The 26459-nt window shown below is 68.4% G+C and carries 17 protein-coding genes and 7 pseudogenes; 9 read left to right on the top strand and 15 right to left on the bottom strand.

Going from position 1 to position 26459, the window contains the following annotated elements:
• Positions 1–112: 112 nt before the first annotated feature.
• Positions 113–1063, top strand: a pseudogene (locus tag AB0M82_RS00700) (DUF4118 domain-containing protein); the annotation flags it as partial.
• Between the two features lie 476 nt (positions 1064–1539).
• On the opposite strand, the gene AB0M82_RS00695 reads toward AB0M82_RS00700, so the two are convergent.
• From AB0M82_RS00695 to AB0M82_RS00670, 6 genes are all read right to left on the bottom strand, one after another.
• Positions 1540–4131, bottom strand: a complete 2592-nt coding sequence (locus tag AB0M82_RS00695) for a hypothetical protein (protein ID WP_364716139.1) — start codon at positions 4129–4131, stop codon at positions 1540–1542.
• A 28-nt stretch (positions 4132–4159) separates the two neighbouring features.
• Positions 4160–4999, bottom strand: coding sequence for a carbohydrate ABC transporter permease (locus tag AB0M82_RS00690; RefSeq protein ID WP_364716136.1), 840 nt, complete (start codon positions 4997–4999; stop codon positions 4160–4162).
• Positions 4996–5946 (bottom strand): sugar ABC transporter permease, encoded by a 951-nt coding sequence (locus tag AB0M82_RS00685; protein ID WP_364716133.1) that lies wholly within the window; start codon positions 5944–5946, stop codon positions 4996–4998. Before AB0M82_RS00685 ends, AB0M82_RS00690 begins: the two co-directional genes overlap by 4 nt.
• Positions 5946–7256, bottom strand: a complete 1311-nt coding sequence (locus tag AB0M82_RS00680; protein ID WP_364716131.1) for an ABC transporter substrate-binding protein — start codon at positions 7254–7256, stop codon at positions 5946–5948. The genes AB0M82_RS00685 and AB0M82_RS00680 overlap by 1 nt, the downstream gene beginning before the upstream one ends.
• 27 nt (positions 7257–7283) lie before the next feature.
• Positions 7284–9389 carry a glycoside hydrolase family 36 protein gene (locus AB0M82_RS00675; RefSeq protein WP_364716128.1) on the bottom strand — a complete coding sequence of 702 codons (2106 nt, stop codon included), beginning with the start codon at positions 9387–9389 and terminating at the stop codon, positions 7284–7286.
• A 112-nt stretch (positions 9390–9501) separates the two neighbouring features.
• A complete protein-coding gene (locus AB0M82_RS00670) occupies positions 9502–10527 on the bottom strand; it encodes a LacI family DNA-binding transcriptional regulator (protein ID WP_364716125.1) in 1026 nt (341 codons plus the stop codon).
• A 384-nt stretch (positions 10528–10911) separates the two neighbouring features.
• Here AB0M82_RS00670 and AB0M82_RS00665 point away from each other — a divergent pair.
• The 3 genes and pseudogenes from AB0M82_RS00665 to AB0M82_RS00655 form a co-directional block, all read left to right on the top strand.
• Positions 10912–11091, top strand: a pseudogene (locus tag AB0M82_RS00665) (hypothetical protein); the annotation flags it as partial.
• A gap of 45 nt (positions 11092–11136) precedes the next feature.
• Positions 11137–11673, top strand: coding sequence for a hypothetical protein (locus AB0M82_RS00660; RefSeq protein WP_364716717.1), 537 nt, complete (start codon positions 11137–11139; stop codon positions 11671–11673).
• A 16-nt stretch (positions 11674–11689) separates the two neighbouring features.
• On the top strand, positions 11690–12040 hold the full coding sequence (locus tag AB0M82_RS00655) for a hypothetical protein (protein WP_364716122.1): 351 nt from the start codon (positions 11690–11692) through the stop codon (positions 12038–12040).
• A 310-nt stretch (positions 12041–12350) separates the two neighbouring features.
• Here AB0M82_RS00655 and AB0M82_RS00650 read toward each other — a convergent pair.
• A pseudogene (locus tag AB0M82_RS00650) lies at positions 12351–13585 on the bottom strand (IS701 family transposase).
• Between the two features lie 202 nt (positions 13586–13787).
• On the opposite strand from AB0M82_RS00650, the gene AB0M82_RS00645 reads away from it, so the two are divergent.
• Positions 13788–14081, top strand: coding sequence for a hypothetical protein (locus AB0M82_RS00645; RefSeq protein ID WP_364716119.1), 294 nt, complete (start codon positions 13788–13790; stop codon positions 14079–14081).
• Positions 14082–14811: 730 nt separating this feature from the next.
• On the opposite strand, the gene AB0M82_RS00640 is transcribed toward AB0M82_RS00645, so the two are convergent.
• Together AB0M82_RS00640 and AB0M82_RS00635 are read right to left on the bottom strand one after the other, a co-directional pair.
• Positions 14812–15336 (bottom strand): recombinase family protein, encoded by a 525-nt coding sequence (locus AB0M82_RS00640; RefSeq protein ID WP_364716700.1) that lies wholly within the window; start codon positions 15334–15336, stop codon positions 14812–14814.
• A 5-nt stretch (positions 15337–15341) separates the two neighbouring features.
• Positions 15342–16010 carry a recombinase family protein gene (locus AB0M82_RS00635; RefSeq protein WP_364716116.1) on the bottom strand — a complete coding sequence of 223 codons (669 nt, stop codon included), beginning with the start codon at positions 16008–16010 and terminating at the stop codon, positions 15342–15344.
• A gap of 425 nt (positions 16011–16435) precedes the next feature.
• On the opposite strand from AB0M82_RS00635, the gene AB0M82_RS00630 reads away from it, so the two are divergent.
• Positions 16436–19486: a peptidoglycan recognition family protein gene (locus AB0M82_RS00630; protein WP_364716113.1), complete on the top strand. Its 3051-nt coding sequence runs from the start codon at positions 16436–16438 to the stop codon at positions 19484–19486.
• Here AB0M82_RS00630 and AB0M82_RS00625 read toward each other — a convergent pair.
• Both AB0M82_RS00625 and AB0M82_RS00620 read right to left on the bottom strand, forming a co-directional pair.
• Complete coding sequence (locus tag AB0M82_RS00625; protein ID WP_364716111.1) at positions 19473–20348, bottom strand: hypothetical protein; 876 nt, start codon at positions 20346–20348, stop codon at positions 19473–19475. The genes AB0M82_RS00630 and AB0M82_RS00625 overlap by 14 nt on opposite strands.
• Before the next feature lie 460 nt (positions 20349–20808).
• Positions 20809–22302: a hypothetical protein gene (locus tag AB0M82_RS00620; RefSeq protein ID WP_364716699.1), complete on the bottom strand. Its 1494-nt coding sequence runs from the start codon at positions 22300–22302 to the stop codon at positions 20809–20811.
• Positions 22303–22639: 337 nt separating this feature from the next.
• Between AB0M82_RS00620 and AB0M82_RS00615 the strand changes: the two genes are divergently transcribed.
• A complete protein-coding gene (locus tag AB0M82_RS00615) occupies positions 22640–23131 on the top strand; it encodes a DUF6294 family protein (protein WP_364716108.1) in 492 nt (163 codons plus the stop codon).
• Between the two features lie 255 nt (positions 23132–23386).
• Here AB0M82_RS00615 and AB0M82_RS00610 read toward each other — a convergent pair.
• Positions 23387–23596 (bottom strand): annotated as a pseudogene (locus AB0M82_RS00610) (transposase); the annotation flags it as partial.
• A 46-nt stretch (positions 23597–23642) separates the two neighbouring features.
• Here AB0M82_RS00610 and AB0M82_RS00605 point away from each other — a divergent pair.
• Positions 23643–24516: pseudogene (locus tag AB0M82_RS00605) on the top strand (IS5 family transposase).
• Positions 24517–24527: 11 nt separating this feature from the next.
• Here AB0M82_RS00605 and AB0M82_RS00600 read toward each other — a convergent pair.
• A pseudogene (locus tag AB0M82_RS00600) lies at positions 24528–24797 on the bottom strand (transposase); the annotation flags it as partial.
• Between the two features lie 168 nt (positions 24798–24965).
• Between AB0M82_RS00600 and AB0M82_RS00595 the strand changes: the two are divergent.
• A pseudogene (locus tag AB0M82_RS00595) lies at positions 24966–25115 on the top strand (IS1380 family transposase); the annotation flags it as partial.
• A gap of 141 nt (positions 25116–25256) precedes the next feature.
• On the opposite strand, the gene AB0M82_RS00590 reads toward AB0M82_RS00595, so the two are convergent.
• A complete protein-coding gene (locus AB0M82_RS00590; protein WP_364716105.1) occupies positions 25257–25565 on the bottom strand; it encodes an NUDIX hydrolase in 309 nt (102 codons plus the stop codon).
• Positions 25566–25637: 72 nt separating this feature from the next.
• The gene (locus AB0M82_RS00585) at positions 25638–26447 is read right to left on the bottom strand and encodes a hypothetical protein (RefSeq protein WP_364716102.1); all 810 of its coding nucleotides are present in this window, start codon (positions 26445–26447) and stop codon (positions 25638–25640) included.
• Positions 26448–26459: the final 12 nt, after the last annotated feature.

Below are 26459 nucleotides of genomic sequence, written 5' to 3'. Positions count from 1 at the left end.
CTGGTCGAGGCCGGGTCTGGGGAGTGTCCCGGAAACCCTCGCGCCCTTCCGGTCCGTGTCGTCACTCGCTCACTCCGCTGACTCGCTACGCCCTCCTGTTCGGCATCCCGGCGCGCTGCTGCTGAACTTCTTCTTCACGCCACCGCTGTACACGTTGACCGTCGACGCTCAGCAGAGCGTCATCACGTTGATCGCGATGGTCGCGGTGGCGGTGGCTTTCGCGCTCGTCGTCGACCGCGCATCCCGGCGGGCGGACGCGGCGGCCCGGGCTCGGACCGAGGCTGCGCTGCTGGCCTCCTACGCCCGGACCGTGCTCGGGCACGACCAGCCGCTGCAGCGGCTGCTGGACAAGGTGCGGGAGAACTTCGGGCCTCGAATCCGTGTCGCTGCTGGAGAAACAGGACGACGAGTGGGTCCGCGCGGCCTGCACCGGGGAGCGGCCGTGCGACGACCCGGACGAGGCCGACGTCGACGTCCCGGTCACCGACGACGTCCACCTGGCCCTGCGCGGCCGGACCCTGCCGGCGCACGACCAGCGCGTGCTCGAAGCCGCGGCCGGTCAGGCGTCGCTGGCCCTGCGGCAGCAGCGGATGGCCGAGCAGGAACGCCGGGCCGAGACCACCGAGCTGCGCACGGCGCCGACGTCGATCAAGGCCGTCTTCGGCGGCCTGCGCGCCCACGACGTCAGTCTGTCCGAAGAGGAAGCCGAGGAGCTGCTGGCCACCGGAGAAGAGTCCACCGACCGGCTCTCCGGTCTGATCGACAACCTCTCGGCTACGACGAGGTGGTCGCGACCGCGCTGGCGGCGGTCGACGGCGATGGCAAGGTCGTTGTCGACGTCGACGCCGGTCTGCCTGCGGTGACGGCCGACGCCGGTCTGCTGGAACGCGCTATCGCGAACGTCATCGACAACGGACTGCGCCACGGCGGCGGCGAGGTCGCCGTGCGCGCCAGCGCGTACGCGGGCCGGGTCGAGCTGCGGATCGTCGACCACGGCCGCGGCCTGCCGAAGGGGGCCGCCGAGTCGGCGTTCGCGCCGTTCCAGCGGCTCGGCGACCGCAACATGGCGGCGATGCCTCGATGGCCACGGACGATGTTGCGACGTGCTGCTGGACGGGGTCAGGCCGAGTCGCCGCGGCCGGAGGGGCTGCTGGCCGGACAGGGCGAAGGTGGCCGACACCTGTGTGGTGTCGCTGATCTGGCAGGTCTGGCTGGGGTGTTTGATCAGGGTCCGAGTCGGTGCGAAGTGCCGGCTCGGCCGGCCTTCCCGACTTCGGCAGCTTGACTCTGCCGTTCCCCCTCAAGGACTACTCGGTGAAGAGGAGTTGGAGGCGGCGGATGTGTCGTGGCAGGTGAACGCTGCGGGGGCGTTAGCGTTGACTATCACCGTGCTCAGGGTGCGAGTCCACTCCGCCGGCTTCGATCCTGTCCAGTCCTGGGCGGTGTGACCCGCCGCGGCAGGCGTGCGAAGCGAAGGCCGCTTACGGCGGGGACACGGTGCCTGGCCGGCTCGCGGGAACCGGCCAGACGCCTTCCGGGTCAGAACCGGGGTTTCACCGTGTTCGCCACGACGAGCGGGGCGAGCTGGATCCAGTCGACGTTCGGGCCCCAGGCGGCGGGGTTGCCGAAGGTGAGTGCGCCGCCCTTCGTCGTCAGGTCGATCGGTGAGGTCTCCGGCCAGAAGCCGTCCCAGGTGTAGTTGTGGCGGTAGGGCGCGCTCGTCACCGTGCCGCCCGCTTCGGTCGCCACCAGGGTGCGGGTGATCGTGTCCGTGTTGTACGGGTGCCCGGTGTTCTTCTCTGCCTGTGCGTAGGCGACGGTGAGGTCGTACTGGCCGGGACCGCCGGTGCGCGGGATGGTCAGCGTGCCGCCGTTGCCCAGGTAGCCGACGTACGATCCGCCGGACGCCCAGGGACCGGTCGCCGTGGCCGCTCCGCCCGCGAGCTTGCCCGACTCGGCCTCGACGCGGACCGCGCGCTGGTCGGCCGCCGCGTCGCGGACCTGGGTGAGGGTGCCTGCCGCCAAGGGGGTGCGGCCCTCGTTGGACACCACCGCTTCGGTGACGCCCGCCTTGAGGAACACCGTCTCGCTGCCCGACCAGACGCCGACGCCGACGCCGACGCCGGTGGCGGTCAGGTCGCCGCCCGCTACGCGGCGGCCGGACAGTGTCAGCCCGAGCGTGCTGCGGCCGATGCCCGCCCAGGACGTCGACAGGCGGTAGTAGCCGTCCTCGGCGGCGGACAGGTACGTGGTGACCTTCTGCCCGGGCGCCAGTACGACCGCGCCGGGCGCCAGGACCTGGAGGGCAGCCGTGCCGTGGTCGACCGAGCCGCCGGAGCGGCGGGCGTCGGCGAGCGGGTACTCCGCCCGCTCCGGGCCGGTGGTCTCGGTCAGGTCGAAGCGGTCCAGCGTGACGTCGGACGAGCCGCCGAGGAACCCGCTCGGATCGGTGGTGCGCACGGAAACGCGGTGCTTGCCCGCGCTCAGCGTGAGCGGCGTGTCCAGCCGGCCCCGGTAGGTCCAGTTCAGCGTGGCCGGCAGGGGCAGGGTGCGGACGTAGGTGTCGTCGACGTACAGTGCCAGCCTGCCGACGAAGGCGTTGGTGCCGTAGAACACGCCCAGCCGGTATGCGCCGGCACGCGGGACGTCGGCGTCCACGGTGACGCGGGAGGCGGGGGTGTTCATGGACCCGACGTCCTTGCCGCCCGACGTCGTGTAGCGCATGGCCATGTCCCACGAACCCGACCCGTCGTCCTGGACGTAGACCCGGGCGTTCTCCACGGTGCCCGACTCGGCTTCGTAGCTCGCCTGCCACGGCGCGGTCGGCACGGGCGGGGCGCCGAGCCCCGCGGGCGTGACGACCACCTGGTACGCGGCCAGCGGGTCGCCGCCCGGCACGGAGATCGTCGCCTTGCCGTCCTGCACGCGGACCCGGGATGCCGCCACGATCGGCGGCTGCTGGGCGTCGCCCTCGTAGCCCGACCAGGTCGCCTTGGCGATCCGGACGTCCACCCGGTCGCCGAAGACCTTCCAGTCGAGGCCGGTCAGCGCGACGTCGACCGCGTCCGCCGTGCCGCCGAGCAGGACGGTCGCCTTGTGGTCGGTGTGGTTGAGGGTGGCGAGGCCTTGCAGCGAGTTCCGGGTGTCGGGCCGCGGCGGCGTCACGCGCACGGTGTCGCCGGCCAGGTCGGCGTACCACTTGCTCAGCCACCAGCCGCCGTTGGCGCGGCCGGTGCGCACGGCGTTGTCGCTGAGGTTGCCGGCCAGCGACCAGTACGCCAGCTGACCGTCCACTTTGGTGTCTTCGAGCATGGTGATCCACTGGATCAGCCGCCCGGGCACGGATGTGTCTTGCCGGTCGGTGTACTCGTTGATGGTGATCGGCCGCGGCGGGATGCCGAGCGAGCGTTCAATGGCGCGGTAGTCCGCGTAGTGCCCGCGGTAGGTGGCCGGTGAGTCCGGGCTGAGCTCGTGCCAGGTGGCGATGTCGGGCAACACGTCGTTGGCCTTGGCGTAGGTGAGGAACTCGCGCAGGTGGTCGGCGCGGTACCCGGTTTCGCCGATGCCGGCGATCCGGGCGTTCGGCAGGACCGCCTTCACCGTGTGGTAGACCTTCGTCCAGTCGGCGAAGAACTGCTGTTTCTTGTTCGCCCAGTCCGAGTACCAGTTCCCGTCCGGTTCGTTGAAGATCGTCCACACGAACCGGTCGCGGTCCGGCCGCTTCGCGACCTTGTCCAGCTGGGGCTCGAGCCGCGCGATGTAGTCGTCGACGCCGAGGTCCTGGTACGGCCAGCGGCTGTAGACGTCCTGGGCGTAGATGTGGACGTCGGTGCCGCCGGCGGAGAAGAAGCCGTCGGCCACTTTGAGGGCGTCGCCGTTGGGGTGCTGGTCGCCATCGGGCGCCTTCTGGGAGATCGTGCGCGGGCGCATCCCGGCGATCAGGTCCTGCGACGGCACTCCGGGATCGCCGAGGCCGTAGAGGATGCCCGTGGCACCCCCGTGGAAGGCGCCCGTGGACGCGCCGAGGTCGACGCGCAGCGTTTCGGCCGCCGCGGCCTGGGCGGTGGCGGGGGACAGCGTGGTGAACGCGAGGACGGCGACCGCCGCCCCGGCCAGGATTCGTTGTCGCATCAGCACTCCGCTTCGATGGGGAGGAGGTTCACTTGACGGCGCCGCTGGTGATGCCCGCGATGATCTTCCGCTGGGCCACGGCGAGGACGGCGATCAGCGGCAGGCTCATCAGCACGACGTAGGCGAAGATGAGGTGCCAGTTGTTGAGGTAGAGCCCCGCGCTGGCGACGCGGAAGAGGTTGAGCGGCAGGGTGTCGAGCCGGCCGCCGACGACGAAGAAGGCGTAGAAGACGTCGTTCCACACGTAGAGGCAGATGAGGATGGTGGCGGTGGCCAGCGCCGGCCGCAGCAGCGGCAGCACGATCCGCCGGAAGACGGTGAACGGACCGGCGCCGTCGATCTGCGCGGCTTCCTCCAGCGACACCGGGATGGTCCGCACGAAGCCGGTGACGAAGAAGATGACCGTGGACAGGTAGATGCCCATGTACACGCCGATCATTCCGACGGCGCTGCCCGCGAGGCCGAGCTGGCGCAGCAGCAGCACCACGGTGACGACCGCCGGCGGCAGCACGATGCCGCTGATGCCGAGCGCGTACAGGGCCGCGTTGAGCCGGGTCGCGCGGCGGGCCAGCACCCAGGCGGCCATGGAGCCGAAGGTGAGGACGCCGGCGACCGTGGGCACGACGATCAGCAGGCTGCCGAAGAACGCGGCCGGCACCTCGCCCTGGACCCAGACCTCCCGCAGGTTCCCGAACAGCTGCCAGTGGCTGGGCAGGGAGAGGTCCGGGTTGAGCGCTTCGCCCTGGGACTTCCCGGCGGTGACCACGACGAGCCAGAGCGGGATCCCGATGAGGACGAGGACTCCGATCGTGGTGACGACCGGCTGCAGCTTAGTCCAGAAGCGCGCGTCGCTGAGGCGGGCGGTCACAGGATCTCCTCTCGCTTGCGCAGGGTGCGGATCACCGGGAAGGCCAGGAACGCGACGAGCAGGAACAGCACCAGGCTCATCGCGGTGGCCTGGGCGAACAGGCCCTGCCCGAAGGTGCGGTAGATGAAGATGTTGAGGATTTCCGTGGTGCGGGCGGGGCCGCCGCCCGTGGTGGCCTGGACGACGTCGAAGCCGTTCATGGACCCGAGCAGCGCGGTGGCGACGTTGAACGTGACCGCCGGTGCCAGCAGTGGCGACTTGACGACCCAGAAGGTGCGCCAGCGCGAGGCGCCGTCGATGCGGGCGGCTTCGAGGATGTCTTCCGGGACGGTCTTGAGCCCGGCCAGGTAGATGAGCATGGACAAGCCCATCCACTTCCACGCGTGGATCAGCGCGACCACCACGATCGACCAGGTGGTGTCGCCGAGCCAGGCGTAGTCGAAGGTCCGCCCGAGCACCGCGCCGATCAGCTCGTTGAGGCTGCCGTGCGGTTTCAGCAGAGCCTGGAAGACATAACCGACCGCGAGCGCCGACATCAGCACGGGGATCAGGAAGAAAATCCGCGCGAGGCGGTTGAGCCGGTTGTCGCGTTCGAGCAGGACGGCCAGCGCGAACCCGAAGACGTTCTGGAAGACCGCGACCAGCACCGCGTAGACGAGCGTGACCCGCACCGCCCGCAACAGCGTGCCGTCCGAGGCGAGCTGGGTGAAGTTGTCCAGCCCGACGGGCTTGATGGAGCCCTTGAACCCGGACCAGTCGGTGAAGGCGTAGACGAAGTTGAACAGCGTCGGCAGGAAGAAGAAGACGAGCAGGATAGCGAACGCGGGCACCAGGAACCACATCGGGTGCGTTCGCTTGCCGTACGTGCTCGAGGGACGGGCGCTCGGCCGTGGAGCGGGCCGGGCGGCCGGCCGCTCCACGACGAGCGTGCGTTCTGCGGTGGACATCAGAAGCCCGGGGCCCCGGCCGCCTTGGCCAGCTGGGCGAACTGGTCCTGGGTGGCCTTGGCGACCTGGTCCGGCGTCATGGTGCCGGCGATCATGTCCGCGAGGTTGATGTAGAGGTCGGGGTTGGCGACGGCCAGTGCCTGCATCGAGCCGACCGCGGTGGGCAGGGTCTTGTGGACGTCGAGCAGGGCCTGCGGTACGCCAGGCGGGTTGGCGACCGACGGCTCGAGCGAGACGGTTTTGCGGTCGGCGACGAACCCGGCGTAGCCCGGGCCCATCCAGTACGCCAGCAGCTGCCGGGCCGCGGCCTCGCGCTTGGCGTCACCAGTCCGGAAGGCGACCAGGGCGTTCGACTGGTCCGGGATGAACGTCCCGATCTGGCCGGAGGGCGCGATCGGGAAGAAGCCGATCTTCTTGTCCAGCGTCGCGGTGTCGGCCTTGGCCTGCAGCTGGCTGAAGAACGAGTTGACCTGCACGGCCATCGCGGCCTTGCCGTCGAGCAGCGCGGCGCTCTGGTCCTCCAGCTTGGCGGTCTTGATGTCGGCGTTGAACAGGCCCTCGTCGATCAGCGCCTTGTACTTCTTGATGGTGTCGAGCACGACCGGGCTGGTGAAGGTCTCCTGCTTGGCGTTGATCTTGTCCCAGAGGCCGTTCTTGGCCGCGTCGGCCAGCTGGACCTGCACCCACCACTGCGTCGCCCACCGGTCGCCACCCATTTCGAAGAACGGGGTGACGCCCTTGGCCTTGAGCGCGCGGGCCGCGGTGACCATGTCGTCGAAGGTCTTCGGCGTCTCGGTGATGCCGTTGGCGGCGAAGACTTCCTTGTTGTAGTAGACGCCTTCGACGGCCGGGCTGGTGATCAGGGCGGCGTAGCGCTTGCCGTCCAGCTTGCCGGTGATGTCCCGCAGTTCCGGCGCCAGCTTGCCGAGCCACGGCGCGTCGTCCAGCGGCTGGAGGTTGGTCTTCGCGTTGATCGCCGTCAGCATCGACGAAGTGGGCTGCCAGAAAGCGAGATCGGGCTTGTCGCCGGTGGCCACTTTGGTCTGGATGCTCTGCTCGTACGGGTCGGGGAGCGTCACGACCTGGACGGTCGCGCCGGTCGCCTTCTCGAAGGACTCGACGACCTGCTTGGGCACGGTGTTGCTGTTCTGCGCCGCCCAGAGGGTCAGCTTGACCCCGTCGAGCTTCGCGGTGGGGTCCGCCCAGGTGGCGGGCGCGGCGTCGGCGGGGGCGTTCGCGGACGGGTCGCTGCAGGCGGCGAGGCCGAGCACGAGCGCAGCGGCGGCGACGACGCTGATCCATTTCTTCATCGGGGGTTCCTTCGGTGGGGTGGGGGTTCAGCCGGCGACGATGCGGAAGAGCCGCGCGGACGCGGTCGTGTGCGGGGTGGGGGTCACGGTCAGGGACCCGGTTGCGGTGTCCCATCGGACAGTCCACGCGGAGAGGTCCCGCGGATAGCGCGCCTCGATGTGGACGTTCTGGAATCGCAGGTGCGGCAGAGACAATGTCACGGGTCCGGCGTCGTCGCCGCGCCGCCACACGGCGACGTGGGTGACGTCGCCCGAGCGCAGGGCCAGGCTGAGCCACGGATCGCTCCAGCCGGGCAGGCCCAGCGGCCACAGTGGAACCGCGGCCGTCAGTCCTTTGCGGATTTCGTGGTACACCTCCACCGCGGCGCGCACGGAGGCCCGCTGCTCCGCGGTCATGAGGTCGAGGCGCCCGGACAGGTACAGCCGGCCGAGCAGCCCGGTGCACAGGGTGTAGGCGAAGTCCTCGTCCGGCATGTCCGGCTGCGGGTAGGCCCAGTTCGCCGCCTGTTCAGGCAGGACCGACATCGGGGCCGCCACGGCGATCGGCGGGTAACGCAGGTGGTCCTGCTGGTCGCTGGTGGACTGCAGCTGCAGCCGGGACAGCATCGCGTAGTCCATGCGCATCGCGCCGGACGCGCAGTTCTCCAGAGTCAGGCCGGGATGCCGGTCAAGGACCCCGTCCAGCCAGGCCAGGTGCGCCCGGTTGTGGCCGAGCAGGCCCGCTCCGACGCTGTCGGCGGCCAGGTCGGTACCCGGCCCGGGATCGACGTTGTAGTCGAGCTTGAAGTAACCCACCCCGAGATCTTCGACGAGCCGGTCGACGACCTCGTCGAGGTGCGCGACCGCGCTCGGGTGACGCAGGTCCAGGACGTACCGATCGTGTTCGACCAAGCGGACGCCGCCGCGCTGGAGGAAGGCCGCGTGGGGGAGCTTGGCCGCCACCGGGCTGCGGACCCCGATCACCTCCGGCTCCAGCCACAGGCCGGGCACCATGCCCCGCTCACGGATGCGGGTGATGACCTCCCCGATCCCGCCGGGGAACCGGGTCTGCGACGGCTGCCATTCCCCGACGCTGTCCCACCAGCTCGTGCCGTTGTCGTACCAACCCGCGTCGATGCAGAACACCTCCGCACCGGCGTCCGCGGCGGCATCGATCAGCGGGAGCAGCTTCGCCGTGGTGGGGTCGCCCATCAGGGTGTTCATGTAATCGTTGAACACCACAGGCAGGGCGGACCGGTCGGGGTGCGGGCGGAGGAGTTCGCGCCGGTGTGCCGTGAGCGCGGCGACCGCACCGTCCAAACCGGACTCGGCCACCGCCACCGAAACCGGGACGGTGGTGAACGACTCGCCGGGTCGCAGGGTCTGGTGCCACTGGTGGTCGATGTCGGTCGGCCCGAGCAGCGCGAGGTACGCGCCGTCCCGGCGTTCGCCGACCTCCCACCGCCACGCCCCGTTGTGCTCCACCTGCCACAGCCACGCCCGCCCGGTCCGGCGGTCGGCGAGCCCGCCGGTGGGGAGGTGGATCCCGGTCGACCAGGTGCCCGTGCCGATGGCCGCGAACCGGCCGCGGCCGTCCTGGCCGTGCAGCGCGAGGTTGAGGTCGGGCAGGACGTCTTCGCGCAGCGGCCGCCGCGTCCACCGGCCCTCGCCGAGCCATTCGCTGTCGGCCCGCACCAGGTCGAGATCGCCGACCGGCGCGCCGGGGAAGGCCGCCGCGAAGGATGTGACGCCCTGCAGCAGCACCGGCGCCCGGCTGTCGTTGGTGACCGTGGTCGTGATCCGGCAGGCCGGGACCCCGTCAACCGATCGGAACGACGTCCGCGCGAGCAGTCCCGTCCGCTCGTCGCGCAGGTCGATGTGCAGCTCCTGCCACTTCCCGGCTTCGCCGCGGACCGAGCCGGTGTAGACCAGGCGCCGACCGACGGCGGTCTCGGAGAACCGGTGGGAGGCCCGGCCCCGGCCCTCGCCGGCGACCAGCAGCTCCACCAGCGGCTGGGTTGCTCTGGGGTGTCCCTGCTGGCCACCGCCGGACAGGGACCGGACCCCCACCGGGCCGTCCGGGGACACGTCGACGACGAGTTCCAGCGCCGAATGTCCCCAGACCAAGGTCGTGACGGATTCCAACGAGACCACACCGGCTCCTGTCGTTGTTTGTGCTGTTCAAAGATAGTGTGACCGGTCACATCAGCAGGACAGGAGTGTGACCGGTCGGGCGTCCGACTGGAAAGACCGCGTTACCTTGTTGTTACGAACAATTCGGCGGCGGTGCCGTCGACTCCCGAACCACCAGCGACGGTGCCGCGAGCGCGAGCGCCGGGTGGGGGGCGCCGGCGAGCTCGGCCGCGAGCGCCGCCAGGCACGCGCGGCCGAGCGCCACGAAGTCCATCCGCACGGTCGTCAGCGCGGGGGTCCAGTAGGCCGCGCCGGGCACGTCGTCGAAGCCGATGATGCTGACGTCGCCGGGCACGTCACGGCCGGCTTCGTGCAGGGCGCGGCGGACCGCCATGGCGGTGTCGTCATTGCCGCAGAGGATCGCCGTGACGGCCGGATCGGCGGCCAGTTCCCGGCCCGCGAGGTAGGCCGACCGCACATCCCACCCGGCCGGCACGACGGCGGGAACGGGGATGCCCTGTGCTTCGAGCGCGCTCCGCCACCCCGCCTGCCGGGCGCTCGTGCCGGTCTCCGAGGGGATCGCGACGTGGTGCACCGTGCGGTGTCCGAGGTCCAGCAGGTGCGTGGTCGCGTCGGCGGCGGCCTGCCGTTCGTCGAGGAAGATCATCGGGCGCACCACATCGTCGAGACCGCCGGCTTCCGTCGCGGCCACCGACGGCACCTCGGGCGGGAGCGCCCGCAAGACGCCGGCCCCGGCCGAGTCGAAGGCGACCACCACGATGCCGCCGGCGTTGGGGTCGCTCACATACTCGACGGCCTGCCGGACGTCCGCCGGACGGTCCGACTCCACCACCCGGACCCCGACGGCGAGCCCGCGCAGCCGGGCCGCCTCCTCGATCCCGCGCAGCGTCGAAGCGTAGCCGTACAGCGTCGTGTCGGCGATCACCACCGTCACCGCGCTCGACCGCCCCGAACCGAGGGCCCTGGCCGCCCGGTTGGGGCGGTAGCCCAGCCGTTCGATGACCTCGCGGACCTGTCGCCGGGTGTCGGCGTTGACCTTGGGTGAGTCGTTCAGCACCCGCGACACGGTCTGGTACGAGACACCCGCGGCGGCCGCGACATCGCGGATGCTGGGCGAAGTCGAGGAACGTCGTGTCACCCCGACATCGTTATCGGTGCGGAACCCGGCGTCAAAGCCGCCTCGTCGCGGCGGGCTGTGGCCTGTGTCACCAGGGCGTCCAGAGCTGGCTGAGCCAGCCGAGCGCGGCCCACTGGGCGATCGTTGTCCGGGCACAGCCTGAAGGAGTGCGGCGGCCGGAGCCTCATCCGGAGGACGAGCAGCCGGCGGATTCCCCTCCCCGGCGACTGACCCTGCCGGGTGGTGTCCTCTACACGACCAGGGTCGGCTCCGGCGGAGCGTTCACGCCGACCTATGACCACCCGTCGGTGCGCGGCGACCTGGTCCTGTCCACCGATTCCGCGGGCCACCAGATCGGCAACCTGCGGGCCTTCGACCCCTACGGTCAGCCGTTGACGGGCTCGGGTGCGGTCGACAACCAGAACGTTCCGGACAACTCTCCCGGTTCGATGGACTACGGCTGGCTCGGCCAGTACCAGCGCCCGTACGAGCACACCGGCGCCCTGTCCTTGGTGCAGATGGGGAGCCCGACCTTACAGCCCGCTGCTCGGCCGGTTCCTCTCCGTCGACCCGGTCGATGGTGGATCCGCAAACGACTACGACTACGTCGCCGGCGACCCGATCAACGCGATGGACCTCGACGGCAACTCCTGGTTCAGCTCCATCGTCAGTGTCGTGACCAAGGTGGCCGAAGTCGCCTCGTGGATCCCCGGACCCATCGGAACGGTCGCGAGTGGGGTTGCCGCCGTCGGTAACGCCATCCAGGGGAACATGGGAGCCGCGTTACGCTACGGCGCGCAGGCCCTCGCCGGTGTCCTCACCGCCGGAATCGGCACGGCCGACGTCGGCGCTGCGATCGGCGCTTACAAGGCCGTCAAGTTCGCCCGCGGTGTCAGCACGGTTCTCAAGGCCGCCCGGCGTTCTCAGGGAATCGTGTTCAAGGGTGTCAAGGCGACCGTCCGCCAGTCCAGGGTCGCCGGACGAATCTGGGTCGGCCCGCTAGCCAAGAAAACAGTCACGAAGCGCGGGAGCGTCCGGTTGGTCTCCCGCAATGGCAAACGCCAATACCGCTCGCCGGAGAACAAGGGAGCGCGTGGTTGGCAATCCAACTTCGAGTCCGGCCGAGTCAACAAGAAGTACACCAACAACTACCATGTGCGACACTGAGCCGTAGGAGGTGCCGATGACGCAGAACACGGCGAACGACTTCGCGTTCGCAGACCGGATCGCCGAAGTGATCCACGGGACGCGGTTCGAGGGGTATCTCCACGTCACGGTTCCGGAGACGGTCAAGACCGCTCGAGCCGGCGGTGTCACTTATGTCGATATGGTGTTCGCGCGACGGGATCTCGACGAGTCAGATCATTGGCGGTACGAGGATCGCGCGGATCCGGGGACCGAAAGCGCGCAGGAGGAACTGGAGACGGCGCGGCTTGACTGGTATGGCGAGCAGTTCGAGCTGCGCTGGCTGGACAACGAGGCAGCGGCGAAAGTCCGCCACGAGGTGTTCCACGACGGCGCCGAGCGCGCGTAGACACCCAGTCTGCGCTGGAGAACTGCACCGTTGGGGCCAACGGCGTTGGTTTGAGCACCGCGGCAGCTCGTCGGGGCGGGGTGTGAATCGATCCGGCGGACTGTGCGGTCGCGGTGGCCGACTGGGTGCGATCCCGTCCCCAGCGCTCGCTGTCCGCGGCGAGTGAGGGTCGCAACATCCAGGACAACGCCAACTGAAGCGGGCCGCTCGGCAGTGCTGGCCGTCCACGGTCACCTCATAGGACTGGCCGATCGGCTTCCCGATCACCGTAACTGGGTCACCCTAATACTCCAGCTGTAGATGGTGATCTTCAGGCTTGAGCAGCTTGCCGCCGGTAGTGGCTGGCCTGGGATCGGGCCTGGTGGCGGCGTCGCCAGTCAGACCAGCCGAGCCGATGGGCGGCATCGTGGACAGGCCGAATGACGAGAGCGATAAAGAGGCGCTGAATCTCGTTGCAGGTGAGCGGTATCAGGCCGTTCGATGCCGGTTGGCGGGCGTGCTCATCGGCTCTGATGACGGCGAGGAAGGCATGGGCGAGCATGGCGAGGGTGACCCAGCGGGACCAAGACGTGTAGCGGCGGACCTGGTGCGCGTCCAGAGCAGCCAGGCCCTTTCCGGACTGGAAGAACTCCTCCACCCGCCACCTTGATCCAGCGACGCGCACCAGCTCGGCCATTGGCACTGCGGCAGGCGAGTAGCAGCGGTAGTAAGCGAGTTCGCCGTGCTGCGGTTGCGGCGGATCAACAGCTGGCTGCTCCCGGGTCGAGGGTCGGCGAGGTCGATGACGGCCCAGTCGTAGAAGCGGTGACCCTTCGCCCCAGCCCCGGCCGACAGCTTCTGCCACGCTCGCTTGGGGACCTTCTTGGCCAGGGCATCAGCGCGGAACTTTCCAGCTCTCGTGGCGACTTCGTGCGAGCAGGCCACCGCGAGGACGTAGCCGGTGCCGCGTTCCTCCAGTGCAGTGCGAAGTTTTGGGTTGCCGCCGTATACCTCATCGCCGGCCACCCACGCAGCCCGGTGGCCGGCATCCAGGAAGCGGGCGACCATGCGCGCAGCCAGGTCCGGTTTGGTGGCGAAGAGGGTCTCCTCCCCGAGCCCGGCGGCACGGCAGCGGTTGGGGGCAGCGGTCCAGGAGCGCGGGACGTACAACTCCCGGTCCACAGCGGCGTGCCCGCGCCGACCGGCGTAGACCATGTAGACGGCGACTTGGGCATTCTCGATCCTGCCGGCAGTGCCGGTGTACTGGCGCTGGACACCGACCGTGGCGGTGCCCTTCTTCACGTCGCCGGTCTCATCGATCACCAGCACCGCCCGCTCGTCGTGCAGATGCTGCACCACGTAGCCCCGCACGTCGTCACGAACCGCGTCAGCGTCCCATTTAGCCCGGCTGAGCAGGTGCTGCATTGCGTCCGGGGTGGACTCCCCGGCCCACTCGGCGATCGTCCAGCAGTTCTTGCGCGGCAGGTCCGAGAGCAGCCCGAGTACCAACCGCCGGACCCTGCGGCGGGGCTCCACCCGCGCGAAACGACCCGCGATCCGGCTCATCAGACCTTCGAACGCGTCCTGCCAGTGGACCGGGTCTACGCTGTGACCTGCGGCCACCGCTTGATCTTTCGTTGTCTTCACAAACCACGATGATCAGCAGTGGCCGCGCCTGTGCCCAGTCGGACTCGTCCTGCTGCCACGGTTCCCCCGGTCTGGAACGGAGTTGAAGTCACCGATGGACATGTCCTCCCGAGAAGTCCGCATGCCCCTCAGCGAGGTCGTAGCGATCCTGCAGGACCTGAACGAGTTCGTCGTCTCCCTCGATCGACTCGGTTCCCGGCAGGCCTTCGGAACCGCCGACGAGTACACCGTTGGCAAGTTCATCGCCGACTGGGATGTCGCTCGACGATTGGCCCATGCCCGGCACGTCATCGACGTCGCACTCGACGCGCAACTGAGCGAGGAAGAGAACGCCGAGATCGATTCCCTCTGCGAACAGGGCCGGTTCTTCGGCATGGGGAGCGCCAACGTCACCTCTATGGACCAGCCCACCTGAGATGGCGCGGGAGCCGTACCCGCCCACTTGCACTTGGGATCAGTTCATTCACGGCGTGGCATCCGACTAACAAGATCACTATCTACAGCTGGAGTACTAACCAGCCACCTTCGCTGCTTTATGATCACAAACGAGGGAGCATTTATGCTCCATAAACGGCGACGATCGACGTCGATTGACACCGAATAAGGGCATGAGCGAATGCAAACATCCCTGCTAGATCGATTGACGTCGACCCACGGCTAGAACCTCCAGTTAACCGGAGGAGTACTGGTTCGAGTCCGAGCAGGGAGCTGCGGCCCAGGCCGGCGACCCGGCCATCCTCGTGTCCGAGCTCCGCTTCGCGCTGTAGCTAACCTGCCACCGTGGCAGTCGTCGCGCAGGCGACGGGCGACGCCTCTGACCTGCGGTCGACTTCTGCGGTCACCCGGTCGTGTGAGGACAGTAGGGTGCGAGACGCTGTGACTCTGAGCTACAATCTGTGCATGATCTCCCCAAACACGGGAGATATCCCACGCATGGGGGTTCAAGTCTCGGACACAGTATTACCCCACGGATCGCGAAACGCGATCTTGAAGCTGAGGCGATCGTAGCTCAGCTCGAATCGATCTTCTTCAGTCGCCTTCCGGTGCCGTCGTAGACAATGATCTTTCCTGAGTCGCGCAGCGCCGCCGCCACGCGTCGGTGTCGTGGTCGGTCAAACTCCGCCGTGGCGTGGCCGTCGTTGCCTTCATCTCCAAGTTGGATGTTGAGCTCGTCGACGAGGTAGTCTTCGCGGATGTAGAGGGTCTTCGGCCGCGGCTGGTTCGCGCGCTGGGTGCTGGTGTGGCCGTGGCGGCAGCGGTAGGTCGGGCGTCCGTGGTTCCAGTGCGAGTCCAGTCGCCGGTCGCAGACACCCGCAGTGGATCAGGCCGGCGAGCGCGAACCGGCGAGCCCGGCCGTCGACGGCTGGCCGCGCTGCCCGGATCTGCTGGGCGGAGACGAAGTCTTGCTCCGTGACGATCGGCGGATACGCGGCCTTCGCAGATAGCGCTGGCGTTGACGCTGGGCCTTCGGTCCCGGTCGCTCGGCGATTCCAGATCTGCCGTCCGGTGTAGCGCGGGTTCGCCAGGATGACGGCGACGGTACGCAGTGTCCAGGCTCTGCGGTGCCGGTTGCGGTCCGGGTCTGCGCTCGATGGACAGGGGACACCACGCTCATTGAGGTGTCGGGCGATGCTTGCGACGCTGTGGCCGGCGAGGCGTTGGCGGAATATCCAGGCTACGTGCGGGGCGGTTCGTGGGTCGGGGGCGAGCCGTTGCAGCCGTCGGCCCCAGCGGGCGTCGGCGGAGTTGGGGTGGGGGCCGGCGTCGACGAGTTGGTAGCCGTGGGTGGTCGGCCGCCGAGGTAGCGGCCTTGCCGGGTGGCTTGGTTGTGCATGGCGGCCAGGACGCGGTGGCGGGCGCGGAGGACTTCGCGCTGTGACTGGGTGGCCAGCAGTGCCATCAGCGTGCGGTGGTCATGGTTGCCGAGATCGACGGGACCGCTTGTTTCGGGCAGCCAGAGCTGGATGCCGTGGTGGGTGCACCAGGTGTAGAGGGTCGTGAACTGGGTGCCGGTGAAGGCACGTTCGTACTCGCCGACCACGATTGCATCGATCGCGGATCCTGGACCCGAGACTGCGGTCATGAGCTGGGCAGCTTGGGATCGTTGCCGCCACGGGACGCGGCGTGAGGTGCCGGTGTCGAAGTAGGCGGCGACGATATGACCGTGCCCGGCGACGAGGTGCTCGGCCATGTCGCGCTGCCAGCCCTGTGACGACACGCGGTCTTGATGGCGGGTGGTCGAGGTCCGGCCGTAGAACGCGAACCGCGACCCGCCGCCGTCCTGTGCTGGGGGAGAGGGACGGGTGGATCGGCCGGTGGTCATCCACTGCGCGAGCAGGTCCATTGTCTGTGCCGAGGAGGGCGCTGACCCAGGGCGTGTTCGAGGTGGGATCACGCCTGAACGGATGCACCTGTTCTGGCTCCATGACGGTGAGTTTGGGAACGTTCGCCCGATCAGCGCAGCCGAGGTGTCATCGAGGCTACGGCGTATAACGCTCTATTCATTGACGCTTGCAGTTTCGTAAGCTCGAAGTCTGTATCTCTCTTCGATCCACTGGGGGAGTCACCCGAGCAGTGATCCGCCGCGTCCTCGTTCACGACGCCGGTGGTTGTCCGGCCCTTGCTAGCCGGTGACGGGCGGGTGACACCGGCCGGATGAGACTCCGGCGCAGGAAAGGCACGCGCGACCGGCGCCGGGCGTGCGGGATCGGCGGTCCCGGTGAAGGAGACAAGCTCATGGATGCTCAGATGCGTCCGCATCGTCTGAACGTGACCGATCGCTTCCCGATGCTCGGTTTCACCATCCGCACCGACAGTCCGGGAGTGGCCGAGGTCGTGGTCGCCACGGACCCCGCGTTGTTCGTGACACCGGCGAATCGCACGTCCTCCACCTTCTACTCGAGTCGTGAGCACGGTCCGCTGGCTCTGTCCGGCGGCGACGCCGTCTACACCGTGCGACCTGACGTGCTCGCACGGTTCATCCACGCGGAGCGGCTCTACTTCGGCCTCGCGACCGCCACGTCAGCGGCCGCGGCGGACTGGCGGGTGGTGCTGATGCCCACCGCGCAGAGCCCCTACATCTCGCTCACCGGGCTGAGCGACCACGCGCTGCGCCGGGTGCGGATGTACCCGTCGCGCAACGGCTCGGGCTACGGCAGGAACGGCTCCCGGTCCGTCCTGGAGTGGGCGGGCGATCGTGCGCGGCCCGGGACGGTGCCGGCCGCGCCCGTCACACCGCCGGTGGCCGCCGAGCCGGTCGCCCCGGCTCCGGGCGCGCAGGTGCCGCCCGGACCGCCCCCCTACGACGACGGGTTCGGTCCGCTGCCCCCGCTGCGGTCGCCCGACGCGAGCACGGGCGCCACCTCCCCGGTCGCCGCGCCTCCGGCCCCGGTTCCGGCCGCTCAACAGGGGACGGGAACCCGCGCGTTCGAGCTCGATCCCGAGACGGCCGGGATCGAGGACGCGGTGCTCGACGACGCGCCGCCGCCACAGGCGATGGCGCTCGGCGTCCCGCCGCTGGCGCTGACCGGGGGCGAGTACCCCGGCGTCACCAGGGTCATGGCGTCGCCCGCGTTCACCGAAGGGCGGCGGGGGCACGCGATCGACCGGATCGTCATCCACATCACGGGTGCGCCGCAGACGCCGTACATCGGCAGCAGGTTCACGCGCGAGGAGGCCGACACCAGCGCGCACTACATGGTCGACCAGAACGGCGACATCATCCAGTTCGTCCGCGAGCAGGACACCGCCTGGCACGCGCGGGGTGCCAACCGCCGGAGCATCGGCATCGAGCACGTCGCGATCCAGCAGGGCGGCGCACGCTACCCCCGACCCGACGGCAGCGTGAAGACCTTCCCGTACACACCGCCGACCGACGCCGAGTACCGGGCCTCGGCAGAGCTGGTCGCGCACCTGTGCCGGAAGTACGCACTGACACCCGACCGGACGACGATCGTCGGGCATCGCGAGGCCGACCGCCGCACCACCCACACTTCCTGCCCCGACGGCGCCTGGGACTGGGATCGCTACATGACTTCGGTCGCCGAGTTCTTCGCGGCTCAGCCGTCCGCGCAGGGCCTCGGCCGCGCCCTGCGCTTTCGAGACGATCCCGAGAACATGGCGATCGAGAGCAGCGCCTGCGGCGACGTCCCCGCGCCCGCGACCGCGACCGCGCTGGCTCTCAGCGCGGGCGAGTACGAGCGCGTCGCCCGCGCCGAGCCCTCACCGGCGTTCACGGCCGGCCGGGCCGGCACGGAGGTCGACCGGATCGTCATCCACATCACGGACGCACCGACGACGAGCAGCACGGTCAACCACTTCACCCGGGCGGACGCCGACAGCAGCGCCCATTACCTGGTCGGCCAGGACGGCGAGGTCGTCCAGTTCGTGTCCGAGGCCGACACCGCCTGGCACGCCAAGGGTTTCAACCGACGGAGCGTCGGCATCGAGCACGTCGCGGTGAAAGAGGGCGGGGCTACCTACGGCGGTACCACGTTCCCGTACCTGCCACCGACGGAGATCCAGTACGGCGAGTCGGCCGCCCTGGTCCTGCACCTGTGCCAGGAGTACGGTCTCACGCCGGACCGCGCGACGATCATCGGGCACAGCGAGGCCGACCCCGGCACCACCCACACGTCCTGCCCCGCCGGAGCGTGGGACTGGGACTACTTCATGCAACTCGTCACCGCGGCCGCGTCGTCTGCGCAGCCGGCCGCGCAGGCGCTGGGCCTCGCGGCACCCACCCGTCGCCGGCTCACCGCTGTCTCGTTGGAGGCGGAGTCCATCAGCGTCTCCGCGGAGCGCCGGCGGATCACCCCACCGCCGGTCGAGACCGTGCCCGAGTTGCGGGCCCTCGGCATCCAGGCGTTGCTCGCCGCCAACCCGGCCCTGACGTCGCTGGTGCTCATCGCCCGCGCGGCAGCCGAAGCGGCCGGTGTCTCGATCGGTATCGGACCGCAGGTCGGCGCCGGTCTCCTGGCCGGCGTCGGGCTCGGTGCCGGGATCATCTTCGCGCCGGGCAACGTGATGGGTGCTTACGGACAGGTGGATATCGACGCCGGCTTCATCGCCTCGATCGGTGCCTCGGTGCAGCTGACCATCGTCAGCGGCGGCCTCGATGCTTTCCGCGGCCTCGGCTACGCGGCCGGCATCTCGGGCGGCGAGGGCCTCACCGGCGGCGCGGCCGCCCTGTTCGACGAGCAGCTCCACTTCCAGGGCGTGACGCTGCAAGTCGGTGTCGGCGCCGGGCTGTCGCCGATCGACATCTACACCGGTGTGCAGCACGCTGTCGCGGAACAGCTCGGCGTCGCCGGAGGCCGCCCCGCGCAGGCGCTGGGCACGGGCGGGGACACGGTGGAGATCAGATATCGCGTCTTCATCCCCGCGCCGGTGATCAAGGGACCGAACTCCGAGTACAACCTCGGGCCGATCCCCTCGGGCGAAGACTTCTCCGGCGACGGCCGCGGCTTCAGCTACGACCGGGGCACCAGCCGGGCCGAGATCACGGCGACGCTCACACTCGGCACGGACAACAGCATGTCCGGTCCGACGACGGTGAGCCGGCGGTGGGGCGAATCCAAGGCCTACGACTCGAGCTACACCTATCACGTCGAGGGAAAGCCCGAGTGGTGGCTGGACAAGCAGGCCGGGCTGGAGCCTTTGCGGCGGGCCACGCTGTCGGTCAGCGACGACAATCTGAGCATCTCGCGTGGTGCTTCCTCGATGCTGCGTCAACTTCTCGCAGAGACCAGCCAGAGCAAGGTCGTGTCGATCAAGGTCGCCGGGGCGCTCCCACTGCAGTTCAGTCTCATCGCGTCGTAATATCGATTCGGAGGTTGTCACCTGCTGGGACAATGTATACCGCATCGCGCCCCTTACGCCAACTGGCGGCAACCAGCACGTAGCGCTCTGACGTCTGGGTCAAGGAAACCAATCCGGTGTAACGGAAGTGGTACTTGGATCCATCCAGGTCCAGTGTCTCGACAGTGATCCCCGGGCCGGTGACCGCGAGCCGCTCGACGCTGTAGAGGGTCACGGATGGCCGGGTGCGTAGCCCGGCCGCGATACTGCGTGCCACGTCCTGGCCGGTCGCCTGGGCATACAGTGCGATGCTCCACAGCAGGCCGACCAAGGCCAGGCCGATCAGCAGCAGTCTGCGGAGTCCGGGAGTTTTCGGCGGTACCCGCCGGTCCGGTCGTTGCCCGCAAGCATGTAGATGATCTGCGTAGGAGAGCAGACAGGCTGCGCCAAGCAAGGACAACGGCAGCGCCACACCGAGCGCGTTGCCAACTGCGACTGGCAGCAATAGCCCGGTCACGACGACCGCGATCAACAGGAAGCCGCCGACCCGGGCGACGACGATCGTGGCGTTGGCCAGACGATGGCGGCGCGTTGACGGTGTCGCGCGAGCCGCGGGCGCCAGGATCGTGCGATGCAATGCGGTCGCGCCGAGTGCGGCGAGCCCGCCGCCGACCAGCGGCAGGAAGGCCGAGTTGATGCTACGCAGGGCGTAGTCTGCGGTGTCATATCCGAGCAGGCGGGTGTCGATGCCGAAGTGGGACCAGGTGGCCTGGGTTCGGACCCAGCCGAAGTAGTACAGCAGCGCGGAAATCAGCACCGTCTGCGAAAGCACGGTGGTCGCTCGGGTCCAGAGCCCCAAAGACGAGTCTGCGGCGTCGTTCACGGGGTCGGCGGCGGTTCGGTCACCACGGTGGTCGGTTCCCCTGAGGTCGTGGGCGGCTCTGACGACGGCTCAGGGATTAGGGCTGTCGTCTGGTTCGGTCCGGGTGATGCGTCGGAAGAGATCACCTCGCTGGACACCGCTTCGCTGGTGCGCGCCGTGTCCCCGCCGACCGCGGGCGGCTGGACCGACGAGGAAGGTCCGGTCCGCTCGTCGCCACAACTTTCAGCGGTCAGGAAGGGCAACAGCAGCAGTGTGGCCACCGCACCGACGGCTCGCAAGCTCAAGCTTGTCATCGGAGAGTCCCCTCGACGTCCGGCTCTCTGTTAAGAGTCGCCCGCGACGGAGGTGTCGTCACAGGCCGCGAAGCACTATCAGCCGAATGGCGTACGACGGCTATCCGTTCGTGTTGCACGGCTCGGCCGCTGCCCGCCGAGATGATGCTAAGTGTGGTGCGCTAGCACTAAAGATTCCATGTCCAGATGGTGCCGTCCCAATGGCCGGAGACGACGACGGTCCGACTCGCCAGGCTGGCGACCGCGATAGATTCCGCGCCTTTTGCCGGGCCAGTGAGGCCGTTCCCGTACGGGCGCCGGGTGACCAAGTCCCAGATCCGCATGGCGCCGTCGTCGCTTCCTGCTATGGCCACGGTTGTTCCCTTGATAGTGCCGATCGCCACGGTCTTGACCGCGCTGTGGATCCGGTCGCCGAGGACGACGCCGTGTGGCTCGGTCTGCATGAGATCCCAGGTGCGCATGACTCCGTCCTCACTTCCCGACACAGCAAGAATCGTGTCCGACACGACGCCGATAGCGACGGTGCCGACGGTGGATTGGTGAGCACCGAGTAGCCGGGCAGGGTGCTCACCTGTCAGGTCCCACAGTCGGACGGTGCCGTCGGCGCTCCCAGACACAGCCACGGCTCGACCGCGCACGATCCCGGTAGCAACGCTCTTGACCTCGGAATCGAGTTGGCCGCTGAGCGCCGTGCCGGTAAGCGCGGGAGTGGCCAGCGACCAAACCCGCACAGTGCGGTCGTCCCCGGCAGAAACCGCCACGACGTGGTCGGCCACAGTCCCGAGTGCCACGCTGTTGATTCCCGCTTCCTGGCGATCTCCCATTCGCATGCTCGTCGGCGGATCGGTGGTGAGGTCCCAGAGCCGTAGCGTCCCGTCGCTGCTGGCCGAGACTGCGGTGGGAGCGTTGAGCGCGATCGAGTAGATAGGCTGGTCATGTGCGGTGAGCGGGTTGCCGTGTGTGCTGCCGGTGATCGGGTTCCACAACTGCACCGTGCCATCCGCGCGGCCGACGATCGCCAGCGCGTCCCCGCCTAGCGCACCCACCGCGACCGACCAGACCGGGTTGTCCTTATCGCGTGGAGCGCTGATGAGCCGGCCAAGAGGGCTGTAGGTACTGTCGTCAGCGGAGAAGCTGGGCTCTCCGCTCGACGAATCCGATCCCCTCAAGAACATCGGAGCGACAACCCCCGCCGCTACCACGGTCAGCGCGATGGGTGCGGCCAGGAGCACTTGCCTCCGAGTGACCCACGGTGCAGGGCTCTCGCGAAGACCGTTCTGGACCCGCTCGATCGTGGGTGCGTTATCAGCCTGGGATGGAGTATCGACACCGCGCGGATAGCGGTCGACGAGGTCGCGTAGATCGCGGTAAGCCTCGTCCCAGGTGACAGGGTCACCGAGATTTGGCGGTAGAGATATATTATTTTCCATTGCGATCCGTAAACACGTATCGATAAAGACTTCGAAATTCGGCAATTGTGGTCGAACCGGATGCTCTCGGCTAACCATCCCGGCGATGGTGCTTCGTTTAAGTCTGATCTTGTCCTCGTTGCGGCGGCGCGGGGTTCGCTCACTCTCGATCTCTAGGCGTCGTATCGACAGGCCGGTCGCTTCCTGCAAGGCCCGCAATCGGCGCGCGAACTCCACCCGAGGGTCGGTCATCTCGCCCACGCGGCCCCCTCAGCCTCGCTGTGGCAGGTGTCCGACGTCGCCGGACACCTGCCACAGTCTAGGTCCTGACCAGCGGGTGTCGAGTTTCTCCGGCCGAATACGTCCGATCAGGTGGCCGGACACCTCCTCCTTCTGGATTGTTGTCAGTAGGCGAGTGCTTGCCCCGGTGTGGCCGGTTGCAGGGCCAGGCTTCGCCATGCTGGAAACGAACGAGCTCACTGCACGGCCTACCCCTAATGTCAGGTGTCCATTTGCGGGCGCGAGACCGGCATGCACGCTTGCATCAACAATGAGTGGGGAACAGATGATACGCAATATTATTTTCGTCATGAGCATGCTGCTCGGAATCTTGGCACCAACAATTCCTGCCCAGGCCGAATCGGGCATGAACCCAGTCGTCATCGCGGTCATGCACAGCGGTTCGGCCGTCAAAGGCGGCTCGTCGACAGGCGCCCGCGTCCAGACGATTTACTGGAAATCTTTTACCTGGGGATATATTCACGTCGGCGATTGCTCACGGTTCAATGGCACCTGGACCTTGTACTACGACGACAGCAATCAAAACACCTGGGCGCAGTGGGATGCTAAGGTGACCAGCAGCGACACCAACGACACTTGGAAGATGTACGCCCACTACAAGGACGCCAACAAAGCTGAGCTCGGCATGTTGCTGAACCAGAACAACCCGGGCGCGCGAAACGAGTTCACCAAGTTCATGCCAGACAACAGGCAGCAGTATCGATGGCTCGAGTACGGCGGCTACTTCAACCCTGATCACTTCTGGCTGATCAATTACATGTCACTGGACAACCGCTGTTGACTCCAGGGTAATCGTGAATCCCGGGCGAGTCATCGCCCGGGATTCACGATTCATACGGACGCCCGCCGTCCCTCGGGAGCTAACCCGGATCTTTCGTGCAGCTGATGGATTGGCCTGATCGGCTTCGGATCATGTTTCTGACCGTGTTTTCTGGTCGGTGGGCGTGCGGGGTGGCCCCGTTCAGCGGGTTGGCTCCCGGGTTCCACGGGCCCGGATGAGTGTCCTTTCGTGGTCGTCGGAGTGGGTTGCTGCTGGTCAGCCGGGGTGTAGGCGGGCCAGTGCGGTGGTGATCAGGTCGGTGAAGGGCCAGTGCGCGGGGAAGCGGAGCCGGGTTTGCCGGGCGTGGCAGGCCAGTCGGGCGGCGGCGGAGAACAGCCGGAACCGGAGGCGTTTGGGTTCCCAGCGGCGCGCGTCGTGGCCGTGCAGGGCCAGCATTTGCAGCCAGGCGGTGAGTTCCGTTGCTAGAGCGTGTCTGCTAAAGATCGGGGGGTTGGGGCGCGATGCTGTGCGGGTGCTGCGTGCGGATGAGGTCTCTGACGGGTTGTGGGCGTTGATTGAGCCGGTGTTACCGGCTGGTGGGCATCAGGGGCGGCCGTGGAATGACCATCGGTTGACGCTGGAAGGGATCGTCTGGCGCTACCGGACCGGATCTCCGTGGCGGGACGTTCCCGATCATTTCGGGGCGTGGCAGTCGATCTGGGAGCGGCATCGCCGCTGGTCCGACGACGGAACGTACGTGCGGATGTTCGCCGCGGTGCGGGCGGCTGCTCCCGAGCGTGACGAGCAGTTGCGTAACCTGCTGTCGATCGATTCCACTATCGCCCGCGCGCATCAGCATTCGGCCGGCGCGCTGCATGATGCCCACACGGGGGGCTCGATCGAATGACACGAATCTCGCCCACGAACCAGCCGATCATGCTCTGGGGCGCTCCCGCGGCGGGCTGAGCACCAAGATCCACGCGCTGACCGACCGGTTCTGCTGTCCGTTGACCGTGCTGCTCTCACCCGGTCATGCCGGTGACAACCCGTATCTGAAGCCGTTGCTGGCAGCACACCGGCGCGGTGACACCGAGGCATTCCGGTTGCTGGCGGACAAGGCGTATTCTCATCCGAGCACGCGTGCTCATCTGCGGGCCAAGAAGATCGCCCACACCATCCCCGAGCGTTCGGACCAGATCAAACGCCGCAAGGACAAGGGATCAGCCGGCGGGCGGCCACCTGCGTTCGACCCCGAGATCTACAAGGACCGCAACACCGTCGAACGCGGCTTCGGCCGACTCAAACAGTGGCGCGCCATCGCCACCCGCTACGACAAGTACGCCACCACCTACCTCGGCGGCGTCCTCCTCGCCTGCTTGATCATCCACCACCGCGTCCGCAATTAGCAGACACGCTCTAGGCACACGATCTCGACCCAGATCCGGTTGGCGTCGAAACCATATAGCGGCAGGTTCGCGAGCCCGGTGTCTTTCGCGGCGCGGATGCGGTCCTCGCAGCGGGCGCGGCGGCGGTGCCGCAGCTCGAGATCCGCGAGTTGCCCGGTGCGGGTGTTGGTGGCGAACGCGGTCAGCCGCAGTCCGTCGCGGTCAGTGAACCGCAGCTGCGCGCCGGGGTGCGGGCGTTCGGCGCGCACGATGACGCGCATCCCGGGCGGCCAGCCGGACAGCGGCCAGCGCGGTGATCAGCCGCGACACGGTCGGATCCGAGGCCACCAGCCCAAACACGCCCGGCTCGACCCGTGCCAGGCCGATGTCGGCCAGGCAGTCACCACCCAGCGCGACCGTGACCGTGAGATCCAACACGATCTTGCCCGGATCGGAAGGATCCAGCTAAGGCGGTGACCGCCATCCGAGCGGCGCGCGCGGCAGCACGTGCCGCGGCATGGGGCCGTGCCGGTGATCATGCACCCGACCACGGGATCGACGCCGACGATCCGCTGATCATCGATCTGGACGCGACGTTGGTGACCGCGCACTCGGACAAATCAGTGGATGCAACCTGGATCAGGTGGCCGGGGCGAAGCCGTGTTCGAGGTAGAGCGGCTCGGGGTTGCCGGTACGTGCGTGGGGGACGCAGGCGGCCACCCGGCGGGCAAGCCGGGGGGACCATCAGCTCGGCGAGCTGGTCAGGGTCGACGTACGCCTGTTCGCCGATCTCGCCGTCGACGTAGCGGATCGTCGATCCCGAGGATCCGGCCGACGGTGATGTCGAGGCCGAGTTCTTCGGCGACCTCGCGCCGGGCGGTGCCGAGGGGCGATTCGCCGCGGCGTGCTTCGGTGACGCCGCCGGGGATTTCCCACAGCGCGCGGCCCCTCGGCTTCACGATCAGGACGCGTTCGTGGGTGGGGTTGTCGAAGAACAGCACGCCGGCGGACGGGATGGCCATCGGGTAGTTCTCGAAGAAGTGCTGCTGCGTCGCGGTGGGCGTCGTCACGCAGGGCAGGCCATCCCGCCCCCATTGTCGCTATCCGTGTAGGCTGTTGTCACTTTATGTAGTCGAGTGGGCTCACTGGTGCTCGTAGCGACTCCCGCAGCGTCTGCAGGCGGTGCCGGTCAGGCGGGCGCCGCACCGGCAGGCCCAGCCGACGTGCCGGTGCGGGTTGCCCGCGACGAGCGCGTGGGACGGGACGTCGCGGTCGACGAGCGCCCCGGCGGCGATCATGGCGTAGGTGCCGATCTGGATGCCGGGGAGCAGGATGGCTCCGGTCCCGACGGTCGCGCCTCGACGGACGGTCACCGGTCGTGGGGTCCAGTCCTCTGTGGTCTGGGGGAGCCCTGCCGAAGTGACGGCTCGCGGCGCGCTGTCCTCGATGATCAGGACGCCGGGACACAGCAGTACCTCGTCCTGGATGGCTGCCCCGAAGACCTGCACGGCGTTCTGGATTTTGACGCGGTTGCCGACCCGGGTGCCGGGGCCGAGGTGGACGTCGGTGCCGAGCGTGCACTGGTCTCCGACCTGGACGCCGTCGGCGAGCAGGACACGGCGCCAGAGGCGGCTGCCGCGTCCCACGGCGGCGCCGGTGCCAAGTTCGGCGGTCGGGTGGATGACCGCATCGGGCAGTTGCTCGACTGCCGGACGCGGGGCGGGAACCTGATCAAGGGCGACGAGCGCGGTTGGGGCGGAGGCCCCGCGGTGCTCGATCAGGGCGGCGAGGTCCCCGAGTTGGTGGACGTCGGCGATCGCGGTATCGGAGATCGTGATGCCGTACGCGGCTTCGAGTGCGGCAGGCACGCGACCTGGGCGTCGAACCCTACGGGCGACCGCGTGCACGATCGCCGCGTACCGGGCCTGCGGCACGTCGAACGGCAGCCGCACCCGAAACTCCCG

The organism is Amycolatopsis sp. NPDC051128 (assembly GCF_040682715.1).
Lineage (GTDB): Bacteria > Actinomycetota > Actinomycetes > Mycobacteriales > Pseudonocardiaceae > Amycolatopsis.
The sequence above is the reverse complement of the archived record's forward strand: the minus strand, read 5'-3'. Positions and strand labels throughout refer to the sequence as shown.

Coding starts and splice junctions, on each gene's coding strand:
- AB0M82_RS00695 (WP_364716139.1), bottom strand. CDS start 4,131: ATGCGACAACGAATCCTGGCCGGGGCGGCGGTCGCCGTCCTCGCGTTC.
- AB0M82_RS00645 (WP_364716119.1), top strand. CDS start 13,788: ATGCCCCTCAGCGAGGTCGTAGCGATCCTGCAGGACCTGAACGAGTTC.
- AB0M82_RS00635 (WP_364716116.1), bottom strand. CDS start 16,010: ATGGACCTGCTCGCGCAGTGGATGACCACCGGCCGATCCACCCGTCCC.
- AB0M82_RS00615 (WP_364716108.1), top strand. CDS start 22,640: ATGAGCATGCTGCTCGGAATCTTGGCACCAACAATTCCTGCCCAGGCC.
- AB0M82_RS00680 (WP_364716131.1), bottom strand. CDS start 7,256: ATGAAGAAATGGATCAGCGTCGTCGCCGCCGCTGCGCTCGTGCTCGGC.
- AB0M82_RS00685 (WP_364716133.1), bottom strand. CDS start 5,946: ATGTCCACCGCAGAACGCACGCTCGTCGTGGAGCGGCCGGCCGCCCGG.
- AB0M82_RS00655 (WP_364716122.1), top strand. CDS start 11,690: ATGACGCAGAACACGGCGAACGACTTCGCGTTCGCAGACCGGATCGCC.
- AB0M82_RS00620 (WP_364716699.1), bottom strand. CDS start 22,302: ATGACCGACCCTCGGGTGGAGTTCGCGCGCCGATTGCGGGCCTTGCAG.
- AB0M82_RS00660 (WP_364716717.1), top strand. CDS start 11,137: ATGGACCTCGACGGCAACTCCTGGTTCAGCTCCATCGTCAGTGTCGTG.